Here is an 11,261-nt window from a genome sequence, read left to right on the forward strand (position 1 = left end):
CGGGCCTCCCGTCCGTCTGTGGTCGGGACTGCGTGCCCGCGAGGTGAGACGAAACGCCGCTCACGTACGCCGAGGTCGCAGCAACCACCGCCTCCGGCGCGTGGGAGCGGCAGCTTCCGCGACCTCGGCGCAAGTGAGTGGCGTGTTGTGGGACGTCGGCGGGACGGGACCGGGCGGGACGGGACCGGGCGGGACTGGGCGGGACGGGACGTGACCGGTCAGCCCGCGATGTTCGCGGTCACCGCGTCGATGTAGGCGGCACGGTCCTCGCGCGATGCGGGCCGTCCCGGCACCCCCGGCCGCTCCTGCCACGGGAACGGGCCGGTCTCGTGGCGGTACTCGACGCCCATCGCCTGGAGCCGTGCGAGGTGTTCCACGAGCCGTCCGCGGAAGTCGTCGAGGTCACGCGGACCGGCGACGTCGGCGGACCAGAGCGCCTCGGACAGGGCAGCGACACGGGGGAAGAGCTGGTAGTCGAGCTTCCGGACGTCGTCCACGTGCTCGGTCCACATGTTGCCCTGCCCGCCGATGACGTGCGCCCGCTCGGCGTCGGTCAGGTCCTCGGGGACCGGGTCGAACCGGAACACGTCGTCGACGCCGAGCACGATCGAGACCGGGATCGGCTCGTTCGGCAGGTCGCTCTGCCGGTAGTCCAGGTAGACCTGGTCGTCCGGCGTCGAGATGACGTCGTGCCCCCGCCGGGCCGCCGTCGTCGCACCGCGGAGCCCACGCCAGGACACGACCGTCGCCGAGGGGGCGAGCGTGCCGCCCTCGAGGATCTCGTCCCACCCGAACGCCCGTCGTCCCCGCGACTCGATGTGCGCCGCGAGCTGCCCGATGATCCACGCCTGCAGCTGCTCCGCGTCGGCGAGGCCCAGCGACCGGATCCGCTCCTGCGTGCGGGGGTCGGACTCCCACTGCACCTTCGGGCACTCGTCCCCGCCGAGACCGATGTACGCGCTCGGGAACAGGGCGATGACCTCGTCGAAGACGTCCCGGAAGAAGTCGATCGTGCTGTCCTCGGCGTTCAGGACGTCGTCGGCGATGCCCCACTCCGTCCAGACCTCGACCGGGCGGTCCGGGTGCACCCCGAGCGACGGGTAGGCGGCCAGCGCCGCACGCACGTGTCCGGGCGTCTCGATCTCCGGGACGACGGTGACGAAGCGGTCGGCGGCGTAGGCGATGACCTCGCGCAGGTCGTCCTGCGTGTAGTACCCGCCGTGCGGCCGACCGTCGAAGGACTGCGGGCGCTGGACACCGTCGTCGCCGAGCACGTGCGCGCCGACCTGCGACTCCCGACGCCACGACCCGACCTCGGTCAGGCGCGGGTACTTCTGGATCTCGATGCGCCAGCCCTGGTCGTCGGTCAGGTGGAAGTGCAGGGTGTTGATGCGGTGCGCCGCGAGCTGGTCGATCACGCGCAGGACCTCGGCGGTGGTGCGGAAGTGCCGGACGACGTCGAGCATCACGCCGCGCCAGGCGAAGGCGGGGGCGTCCTCGACCGTCTGCGCGGGGACGGTCCACGGCCCGGTCCCCACCCGGCCCGAGCGGTACACGTCGGCCGGCAGCAGCTGGAGGAGCGCCTGGACGCCGTAGAACACCCCGGCAGCAGCCCCGCCGGTCACCTGGACGCCCTCCGGCGTCACGACGAGACGGAACGCCTCGGTCACGGACCCGCCCGGCCCGGCGGGCAGCCCCTCGGGGGCGACGCGCAGGCTGATCGTGTCGGGGGCCGTGGGGGCTGCGTCGTCCGCGGCGTCGCGCACGGGCAGGCCCGTCGAGCCCCGCAGCGTCTGCTGCAGGTACAGTCGAACGGACTCGCTCGCGGCGTCGGCGGCGATGCGGGTCGACGGGGTGATCTCGAACGCGCCGACACCGGGTGTCGACAGGCGCGGGCGGGGGATGAGCATGTCGGCGTCCACCATTCCTCAATGATCTTTCGTAATGTGGAGGCTATGGCCGTGACCGAGACGCTGTCAACGATCCCGAGCGGGGTCGTCGGGAGCTCCCCGGCGACGCTGCGGCTCATCAACTCGCGGGCCATCCTCGACGAGCTGTTCCGCGGTGACGGGGTCTCCTCGACGGTGACCGAGCTGGGTCGTCGGGTCGGGCTCTCGCGTCCGACGGTCGAGGCCGCGCTCGCCGACCTGGTCGCCGAGGGCTGGGTGCGCGAAGCCGAGGCGATCGCGACGCCGAACAAGGCCGGTCGCCGCGCGAAGCGGTTCCGCGCGGACGCCTCGGCGGGGTCGGTGCTCGGGGTGGACCTCGGGCTGCACGGCATCGTCGGGGTGCTCGCTGACCTGCGCGGCGAGCAGATCGCCCGCGTCGACGAGGTCTACCCGAACCTGGCCTCGGCGGAGCAGGCGTGGACGAGCGTGCAGGAGGTGGTCCGACGCCTGACGCCGGCCGCCGGGGCGGGCCGGGTCCTCGCCGCCACGTTCGGAGTCCCTGCTGTGGTCGACCGGAGCGGCGCGATCGACTACACGATCGCGGTGCCGGAGTGGGTCGAGCGCCGGGTGCCCGGCCGCATCCAGGACCTCTTCCCGACCGCGACGACGTTCTTCGACAACGACGCCAAGCTCGCCGCAACGGCCGAGACCATGTGGGGTGGCCTCCGTGGGGTCCGCGATGCGCTCTACCTGGTCATGGGTCGGCAGATCGGTGCGGCGTTCCTGGTCGACGGGTCGCTCGCGCGCGGCGCGCACGGTGCGGCAGGCGAGGTGGGCGGCCTGGCCTCGACGGGCTGGCCGGCAGCACCCGCCCGACTGGAGGCCCGCATCCCGTCCGACATGGACCTCGAGTCCGTCATGGCGGCGGCCGGGGTCGGCGACACGGCTGCCCAGGACGTCGTCCGTGCGCTCGCCGCGGACGTCGCGGTCGGCGTCGCACAGCTGGTCGCGACGCTCGACCCCGAGGTCGTCGTCGTCGGGGGCGAGGTCCTGCCCGCGGCGCCGGTCTTCTGCGCCGCCCTCACCGAGGCCGTCGCGCCCCTGCTGCGCCGTCCGGTACCGATCGTGCCGTCGAGCGTCGGTCGCGACGCCGTCGCCCGAGGTGCCCTCGCGCGGTCGCTCACCCATGTCCGGTCGACGCACATGGGGCTCGGCGGCTGATCCCCAGCCGGCTCTGCGCTGCCTGTCAGGACACTCAGAGAGCATGGCCGCATGACGACTGCCCTCGCTGCCGCCGTGCCCGGGGGTGCCGTGCCCGTGGGTGCCGTGCCCACTCCGTCCGCCGCCGGGTCGGGGAGTCCGGACTCCGGGGAGATGGGCGGGCTGTCGGGGCTGGTCCTGCAGCTCATCGATGCCCTGGGCGAGTGGGGCGTCGCGCTCATGCTCTTCGTCGAGACGGTGTTCCCGCCGATCCCGTCCGAGGTGATCCTGCCGCTCGCCGGGTTCCTGGCCGGAGCCGGCCGGATGAACCTGGTGCTCGTGCTGGTGCTGGCGACGCTCGGGTCGTACCTCGGTGCGCTGGTGCTGTACTGGCTCGGCGCGGTGATCGGGTTCGAGCGGACCGTGCGGTGGCTCGGACGCCTGCCCCTGGTCGACGAGGACGACTTCCGCAAGGCGGCCGCGTGGTTCCACCGGCACGGGAAGAGCGCGGTGTTCTTCGGCCGCTTCGTCCCGATCGTCCGGAGCCTGATCTCGCTGCCGGCGGGCGCCGACCGGATGCACCTCGGCACGTTCTCGGTGTTCACGATCATCGCCAGCGGCATCTGGAACAGTGCCCTCGTGCTCCTCGGAGCCGCGTTCGGCACGCAGTACGACAAGGTCGAGCAGTACACCGAGTGGATCGACCGCGTGCTCTACCTGGCGATCGCCGCCGTCGTCGTCACCTTCGTCGTCCGCCGGGTCCGCCGCTCCCGCGCGGCCCGCTCGGAGCGTGTGGGAGCAGCCGACCGGACGTGATCAGGCCTTGGTCAGCGCGGACTCCTTGTGCGCGGCCTTGTTGCCGGACTTCTCCGACTCGATGATCCAGTAGGGGTCGTCGTCGGTCGGCTTGAAGTGCTGCCCGTCGAACGTGAAGTCCTTCGTCTTCTTCTCGACCAGCTTGCCGGTCGTCTTCCCCTGCGAGGTGTTCCAGTGGACCTCGTCGCCCTTCGACAGCGCCATCGGTCGTCCTTCCGTCGTGGTGTGTGGCGTGGATGGTAGACCCCGATGCATCCGCATGAACGCAGGGATGTACCCCTCGTCACGATGTCGTAACGCGTCGGGACTTCCGGCCGTGGGACGCGTACCGTTGCCTCCGAGCAAACAAGCGAGGACCGCTCGCTGTCACCGCTCCCGACGGATCGACGAACCTGATGACCCTGGTGGACAACGCCCGCACCGAGACGGTGCTCGCCGGGCGTTACCGGCTGTCCCGGCTCATCGGCACGGGCGGCATGGGATCGGTCTACGAAGCCCGTGACGAGCACACGTACCGGTTGGTCGCGGTGAAGCTGTTCGCGACGCCGCAGACCATGACGACCGCCGACCGTGTTCGTCAGGAGCGCGAGATCCGCCTGCTCAGCATGCTCTCGCACCCGGGCCTGATCCCGCTCTACGACGCCGGCACCCACGAGTTCCCCGACGGGCCGCACCGGTTCATCGTGATGGAGCTCATCGCGGACGCCACCCTGCTGCGTCGACTGGCCGACGGCCCGCTGCACAACTACGAGGCAGCCGACCTCGGCGCACAGCTCGCCGACGCCCTGGCCTACGTGCACTCCCGCGGGATCGTGCACCGCGACGTCAAGCCGGCCAACATCCTGATCAGCGACGAGGGCTCGTCCGGGTTCGCCCGGACGGTCAAGCTCACCGACTTCGGCGTCGCGCACTTCGTCGACGGCTCGCGCCTGACCAACGACGGCACGATCATCGGAACGGCCGCGTACCTGAGCCCCGAGCAGGTCGCCGGGGAACCGATCAGCTACGCCACGGACGTGTACTCGCTCGGTCTGGTGCTGCTCGAGGTGCTGACCGGCAAGCAGGAGTACTCCGGCACCCTGGTCGAGGCCGCGCTCGCCCGTCTGCGCCGCAGCCCCGAGATCCCCGAGTCGGTCGGACCCGACTGGCGGGACCTGCTCCTGCGCATGACCGACCGCGACCCGGCACGTCGGCCCACCGCCGTCGCCGTCGCCAACGCGCTGCGCGGCGGGTCCACCCAGATCACCGGTCCGGTGCCGCTCGGTCCCGACCGCACGAAGCACAAGCGCGACCACAAGATGCACCGCGCGGCCCACCGGCACGCGCGACGTGGCACCTTCGAGGCCGTGAACCGGTGGCGCCGACGGAACACCGTTGCGGGCTCGTTCATCGTCGGTGGGGTCCTCCTCGCCTGCGTGCTGAGCTACATCGCGGGCACGCTCCACTGATCCGCTGACGGGCCCCCGCAGGTCGGTGGTTTCGTGCAGGATGGGGAGCATGACCGACCAGCGCTGGATCAAGATCTGCGGCCTGTCGACGCCCGACACCGTGGACGTCGCCGTCGACGCGGGTGCCGACGCGGTCGGGTTCGTCTTCGCCGCGGGCAGCCCCCGCACGGTGACGGCCGACCTGGCGAAGGAGCTCGTCGAGCGCGTGCCGGACGGCATCGACGCCGTCGGTGTCTTCCGTGACCAGGAGATCGACGAGATCGTCGGGATCGCCTCGGCGGTGGGGCTCACCACCCTGCAGCTGCACGGGGGCGAGTCCGCGACCGACTTCGCCCGCGCACGCGACGCCGGCTTCTTCACGATCCGGGCGCTCGCGGCGCAGGACTACCTGCGCGAGACCCCGGACGAGCGGGCCGCGTTCGACCACGACCTGCTGCTCCTCGACGCGGCCGAGCCGGGCAGCGGGCGCCTGATCGACCCCGCCACGATGGACGGTGCGATCGACGAAGCCTGGATCCTGGCCGGGGGGCTGACGCCGGCGAACGTCGTGGCCGCGGTCGGTGCGCTCGACCCCGACGGCGTTGACGTCTCGAGCGGGGTCGAGTCCGAGCGCGGCGTCAAGGACGCGGCGAAGATCCGGGCGTTCGTCGAGGCGGTCCGCAGCATCCCCTGAACGACCGCATCCCCTGAACGACCGCATCCCCTGAACGACCGCATCCCCTGAGGCCTGCACCGGGCCTCCTGGCTGCGCAGCCGCGCCGGTCAGGCGGAGGCGACCCGCAGCGTCGGGATGAGTTCCGTCAGGAACGCGTCGGTGTCCTCCCAGCCCTCCACCGCGTGGCAGGGAACGCCGAGGGCCTTGACGGGGTAGTCGTTGCCCTCGGGGTCGAGCCGGTCGCCGACGAACAGCATGTCGTCGAGCGCGATGCCGGTGATCTCGGCCAGGCGCTGCATGCCGTAGGCCTTGTCGATGCCCTTGCGGGTGATGTCGACGCTGGTCGAGCCGCCGGACCGGACCTCGAGGTCGGGGAGCTCGGCCTGCACACGGCGGCGCAGGTCGTCCTTCTTGGCGCCGGTCGGGTCCCAGGCCTTCTTGACGTCGACAGGCGCGCGCTGCCCCAGGGCGGAGAAAGTGATCTGCGACCCCCGGTCCTCCAGGATCGGGCCCCACGTCTCGGACTCCCAGTAGCCGGCGTCCTTCGCGACGGCCTCGACCGCTGCCAGGGCACGGGCCTTCTGGTCGTCGGTCAGGTCCTCGGCGTACTGCAGGGCCCAGTCGTCGCCGGCCCACCGGTAGTACCGCGTGCCGCAGGTGGGCAGCAGGTGCAGGTCGTCGAGGGTGAGGCCGTCGCGGTGCCGCAGCGGTGTGACCAGCTGCTGCTCGAACTGCGCGAAGTTCCCGCCGGAGATGACCGCCACCGGCACCGTCTCGAGCAGGGCCGCGAAGGTCTCGAGCATGCGGGGGTCGAGGGAGGACTTCGAGGGGGCGAGGGTGTCGTCCAGATCGAAGGCGACGAGGCGTGGTGCGGTCATGGCGCCGATCCTCTCACGGTGACCGGGACCGGCCGGGCCCGCTACGCGATGTGTGCGGGAACCCGATCGCGGGCGTACGTGATCTCCGTGTAGCCGTGCGGCGCGGCGTTGCCGTCGGCGTCGAGGTTCACGAACACCACCTCGTCGATCGCCAGGATCGTGCGGTGGGTGAACAGGTTCCGCGCCTCGGCGCGCATCGTCAGCGACGTGCGGCCGAAGCGGGTGGCGACCAGGCCGATCTCGACGATGTCGCCTTCCTTCGCCGAGGACACGAACTCGATCTCCGACATGTACTTCGTCACGACCTTGCCGTTGCCGAGCTGGATGATCGCGTAGACGGCGGCTTCTTCGTCGATCCAGCGGAGGAGGCTCCCGCCGAACAGCGTGCCGTTCGCGTTCAGGTCCTCCGGGCGGACCCACTTGCGCGTGTAGAAGTTCATCTCGGGGCCGGGCTGCGTCATGTCACGACATGATACGCGGCCAACACGATCCGGTCTCGCTGTCCGCGATCGCCAGTCCGGTCGGACGACGCCGCGCTACTCCTTGACGAGGACGACCTCGTCGAGCGGGATCCGGGTGCGCGGGGCGACCTCGCGCTCGGCGGCCTTCTCGTCGAGCTGCGTCGGGTCGGCCACGGTGCCGATCGCGGTCACCGTGTACGGCAGGAAACGCTCGGGCAGGTCGAACGCGGCACGCAGGCCCTGGGCGTCGATCCCCGCCATCTGGTGCACGTGCAGGCCCTCGGCGTGCGCCTGGACCGTCAGCGCGGACAACGACTGGCCGAGGTCGTACTGCGCGAAGGAACGCTCGTCGCCGTCCTCGCTCACGGTCTCGAGGACGCCCACGACGAGAGCGCTCGCGCGGAACGCCCAGGCGGCGTTGAAGCCGAGCAGGTTGTCGTTGATCTTCCGGAACGTCTCGGTGCCCCGGCGACCGGCGACGAAGCGGCGCGGCTGCAGGTTCATGGCGGACGGTGCCCAGCGAGCGGCCTCGAGCACGGCGTCGAGCTGCGCATCGGTCATCGTCGCCGACTCGTCGTACGAGCGCGGGCTCCAGCGCTCCTCGAGCAGGGGGACGAGCGGCTGGCTCGAGTCGGTGGAACGGGAGAGGGTCGTCTCGGTCGTCATGGTGCGTGCAACGGTACGGTCTGCTCCGGCATTTCCGACCTGAACGACGTCACATGTCGCGCATCGCGTGGCAACAGCGTCGCGCCCGTCGCTCGTGGATGCCAGGATGGGACCGATGGGTGGCGTGCTGATCGGATTCGCGATCATCGGCGCGATCATCGCGGCCGGGTACGGCGTCGGTCGCGCCGGGCTGCTCGGCCCGCACGCCCAGTTCGTGATGAGCCGGCTGGCGTTCTTCGTGCTCATGCCGTGCCTGCTGTTCCACACGATCGCCACGGCCGACATCGCCTCGCTGGTGTCGCCGATGCTCTGGGTCTCGCTGCTCAGTGCCGTGACGGTCGCGATCGGCACCGCCGCCGTGTTCCGGCTGGTGCTCCGGCGGTCCGTGACCGTGACGACCGTAGGGGCGCTCGCAGCCAGCTACGTCAACGCGAACAACATCGGACTGCCCGTCGCCGTCTACGTGCTCGGGCAGGCGACCGCCGTCGTGCCCGTCATCCTGCTGCAGCTCGTCGTGATGGCGCCGATCGCCCTGACCGTGCTCGATGCCGCGACGGCGTCCGGCGGCGGGTGGAAGCGGCGGGTCGTCGGTCCGGTGACGAACCCGCTGATCATCGCGTCGCTGCTCGGGCTGCTGTGCTCGGCGTTCCGGATCGAGCTGCCGGTGCCCGTGCTCGAGCCCTTCGCGTTGGTCGGGGCCGCCGCGGTGCCGATCGTGCTGCTGTCGTTCGGGATGAGCCTGCACGGTGCCGCCCCGCTGCGTGACCCGGCGATCCGCACGGACGTCATCCTGGCGTCGGCGGTGAAGCTCGTGGTGATGCCGGCCGTGGCGTTCGTGCTCGCGCGGTTCGTGTTCGGGCTCGGGGACCAGCAGGTGTTCGTGCTCACGACGCTCGGAGCGTTGCCGGCGGCGCAGAACGTGTTCAACTACGCCCAGCGGTACGGGGCCGCCGTGCCCGTGGCCCGCGACGTGGTGCTCATCTCGACGCTCGGGGCCGTCCCCGTCCTGGTCGCGATCGCCGCGCTGCTGCACCCGTAGGCAGGCGGTGGCGGGCGGGCCGGCGGGCGGGTCTGCGGGCGGGTCGGCGTCCGGCGACGAGCCGCCGCCACGAAGTCGGGCAACACGCCGCCGCCGTGTCGCCGAGGTCGCGCAGAGCGCCGCGCACGAGGCGTCGGAGCGGCGTAGTCAGCGACCTCGGCGGACGCGAGCGGCGTGTCGTGCGACCGCAACGTGCGGTCGGACGGGAACGCGCGTGGGGTGGACCGGACCGCAGACGGACGGGAGGCCCGTGGCGGCCCTGCCACGGGCCTCCCGTCCGGCGATGCGCACCGTGGAGTCGCGCAACCCGCCGTCGGAGCGCAGCCAAGGTCGCACCATGCGCCGCTGCGGCGGCCGGCGGGTGGCAGGTTCCGCGACCTGGGCGGAGGTGAGCGGAGGGTTGTGCGACGTCGAGAACGTGGCGGGCGCAGTGCGCCGCGGGTCGACGCGGCGGCGTCAGAAGATCATCGGGCGGTCGTCGTCCAGGGAGGTGTCCAGGTCGAGGTCGACCACGACGGGGACGTGGTCGCTCGGGGCGTCGCCCTTGCGCTCGTCCCGGTGGATGGACCCACCCGTGACGACGTCGGCGAAGCCCTGCGACCCCATCACGAAGTCGATGCGCATGCCCTCGTTGCGCGGGAACCGCAGCTGCTTGTAGTCCCAGTACGTGTAGCCGTCGGGGACGATCGGACGGACGACGTCCTGCAGGCCGCGCTCCTCGAAGGTGCGGAAGGCCGCGCGCTCCGGCTCACTGACGTGCGTCGCGCCCTCGAAGACGCGCATGTCCCAGACGTCCTGGTCGAGCGGCGCGACGTTCCAGTCGCCCATCAGCGCGAGCTTCAGGTCGGGGTCCGCCTGCAGCCACTCGGTCGTGCGGTCGGCCAGCTGCGCGAGCCAGTCGAGCTTGTAGGTGTAGTGCGGGTCGCCGACCTCGCGGCCGTTGGGGACGTAGAGGCTCCACAATCGGACGTCGTCCACGGTGACCCCGATGGCACGGGCCTCGACGGGCAGGTCCGGGCCCTCGTGGCCCTTGAGGAACCCGGGCTGGCCGGGGAAGTCCCGCGTGACGTCCTCCATCGGCAGGCGACTGGCGAAGGCGACGCCGTTCCACTGGTTCAGGCCGTGGGCCTCGACGTGGTACCCAGCGGCCTCGAAGGCCTCGACCGGGAACTGCTCGGGCTTGCACTTGATCTCCTGCATGCCGAGCACGTCGACGTCCTGCCGGACCAACCAGTCGACGACCCGGCCGACTCGGGTGCGGACGGAGTTCACGTTCCAGGTCGCGACGCGCATGGCATCGAACCTACCGGTGCGGCCTGACACGACTCGCCGCCCGGCACCGCGGTGCGCGCGCCGGGCGTCGGGCGGGATGGTGTTGGCTGGCCGCATGTCCGCGAAGAGCGCGATCCCCGGTGCCGACGACGTCGTCGAGGTGCCGGCGCCGATCGCGCGCCTGGCCTCCGGGCGGCCCCTGGTTCCGGTCTGGGTCAACGAGATCGGCGGGAAGACCTTCCGCGTCGGCGGTGACGGCAGCGCCGACACGGCCGAGGAGTACCTGAAGTGGGTCCCGCGGCCGTACACCGTGTGGGTCGACGCCGAGGCCGAACGCCTGCGCTGGGCGGGACGATGGACGCGGGTGCCCGAGGTGCTGGGCCACGGGATCGACGACGCCGGTGCCTGGCTGCACACGCGCGCCTTGCCGGGTTCGAGCGCCGTCGAGCCCCGGTGGAAGGCCGACCCGCAGACCGCGGTGGTGGCCATCGCCGAGGGGCTCCGCGCGCTGCACGACACGTTGCCGGTCGACGCGTGCCCGTTCGACTGGTCGGACGACCTGCGGCTCGACCGGGCCCGCGCTGCCGGGGTCGACGTCGACCACCTCGGGCCGGCACCGGCGACGGACCTGCTGGTCGTGTGTCACGGCGACGCCTGTTCGCCGAACACGCTCATCGGCGAGGACGGCCGGTGGGACGGGCACGTGGACCTGGGCTCGCTGGGGGTCGCGGACCGCTGGGCGGACATCGCCGTGGCGACGATGGCGCTCGGGTGGAACTACGGGCCCGGGTGGGACGCGGTGTTCCACGAGGCGTACGGGATCCCGGTCGACCAGGAGCGCACCGACTGGTACCGGGCGCTGTGGAACTGCAGCGTCGACGAGCGGGACGTGCCCGACGAGCGGGACGTGCCCGGCAGGCGGGACGTGCCCGGCGGG

General features: G+C 71.7%; 12 protein-coding genes. 6 read left to right on the top strand and 6 right to left on the bottom strand.

The features are described from left to right. Positions 1-218 precede the first annotated feature (218 nt). Positions 219-1,925 (bottom strand): beta-N-acetylhexosaminidase, encoded by a 1,707-nt coding sequence (locus BIU90_RS09325; protein ID WP_083403828.1) that lies wholly within the window; start codon positions 1,923-1,925, stop codon positions 219-221. 36 nt (positions 1,926-1,961) lie between these two features. On the opposite strand from BIU90_RS09325, the gene BIU90_RS09330 reads away from it, so the two are divergent. After that, positions 1,962-3,110, top strand: coding sequence for an ROK family transcriptional regulator (locus BIU90_RS09330; protein WP_175470176.1), 1,149 nt, complete (start codon positions 1,962-1,964; stop codon positions 3,108-3,110). A 51-nt stretch (positions 3,111-3,161) separates the two neighbouring features. Beyond that, positions 3,162-3,905 carry a DedA family protein gene (locus BIU90_RS09335; protein WP_083403830.1) on the top strand — a complete coding sequence of 248 codons (744 nt, stop codon included), beginning with the start codon at positions 3,162-3,164 and terminating at the stop codon, positions 3,903-3,905. Here BIU90_RS09335 and BIU90_RS09340 read toward each other — a convergent pair whose 3' ends face one another. Further along, positions 3,906-4,109 (bottom strand): DUF2945 domain-containing protein, encoded by a 204-nt coding sequence (locus tag BIU90_RS09340; protein ID WP_071299950.1) that lies wholly within the window; start codon positions 4,107-4,109, stop codon positions 3,906-3,908. Between the two features lie 191 nt (positions 4,110-4,300). On the opposite strand from BIU90_RS09340, the gene BIU90_RS09345 reads away from it, so the two are divergent. Together BIU90_RS09345 and BIU90_RS09350 are read left to right on the top strand one after the other, a co-directional pair. Beyond that, positions 4,301-5,353, top strand: a complete 1,053-nt coding sequence (locus BIU90_RS09345; RefSeq protein ID WP_071299951.1) for a serine/threonine-protein kinase — start codon at positions 4,301-4,303, stop codon at positions 5,351-5,353. A gap of 49 nt (positions 5,354-5,402) precedes the next feature. Continuing rightward, positions 5,403-6,026, top strand: a complete 624-nt coding sequence (locus tag BIU90_RS09350) for a phosphoribosylanthranilate isomerase (protein ID WP_071299952.1) — start codon at positions 5,403-5,405, stop codon at positions 6,024-6,026. Positions 6,027-6,115: 89 nt separating this feature from the next. Here BIU90_RS09350 and BIU90_RS09355 read toward each other — a convergent pair whose 3' ends face one another. The 3 genes from BIU90_RS09355 to BIU90_RS09365 form a co-directional block, all read right to left on the bottom strand. Next, entirely contained in the window at positions 6,116-6,886 is a 771-nt protein-coding gene (locus BIU90_RS09355; protein ID WP_071299953.1) for an HAD-IIB family hydrolase, read from the bottom strand. Between the two features lie 41 nt (positions 6,887-6,927). Beyond that, complete coding sequence (locus BIU90_RS09360; RefSeq protein WP_083403831.1) at positions 6,928-7,347, bottom strand: acyl-CoA thioesterase; 420 nt, start codon at positions 7,345-7,347, stop codon at positions 6,928-6,930. 75 nt (positions 7,348-7,422) lie between these two features. Further along, positions 7,423-8,013, bottom strand: a complete 591-nt coding sequence (locus tag BIU90_RS09365) for a nitroreductase family protein (protein WP_071299954.1) — start codon at positions 8,011-8,013, stop codon at positions 7,423-7,425. 115 nt (positions 8,014-8,128) lie between these two features. Here BIU90_RS09365 and BIU90_RS09370 point away from each other — a divergent pair, with 115 nt between their 5' ends. Continuing rightward, positions 8,129-9,052, top strand: a complete 924-nt coding sequence (locus BIU90_RS09370; protein WP_071299955.1) for an AEC family transporter — start codon at positions 8,129-8,131, stop codon at positions 9,050-9,052. A 456-nt stretch (positions 9,053-9,508) separates the two neighbouring features. Here the strand turns inward: BIU90_RS09370 and BIU90_RS09375 are convergent, their stop codons facing one another. Continuing rightward, a complete protein-coding gene (locus BIU90_RS09375) occupies positions 9,509-10,345 on the bottom strand; it encodes an exodeoxyribonuclease III (RefSeq protein ID WP_071299956.1) in 837 nt (278 codons plus the stop codon). A 94-nt stretch (positions 10,346-10,439) separates the two neighbouring features. Here BIU90_RS09375 and BIU90_RS09380 point away from each other — a divergent pair. Further along, a partial coding sequence (locus BIU90_RS09380) for an aminoglycoside 3'-phosphotransferase (RefSeq protein ID WP_071299957.1) occupies positions 10,440-11,261 on the top strand: 822 nt, incomplete at its 3' end.

The sequence above is a fragment of the Curtobacterium sp. MCBA15_001 genome (assembly GCF_001864835.1).
Taxonomy (GTDB): domain Bacteria; phylum Actinomycetota; class Actinomycetes; order Actinomycetales; family Microbacteriaceae; genus Curtobacterium.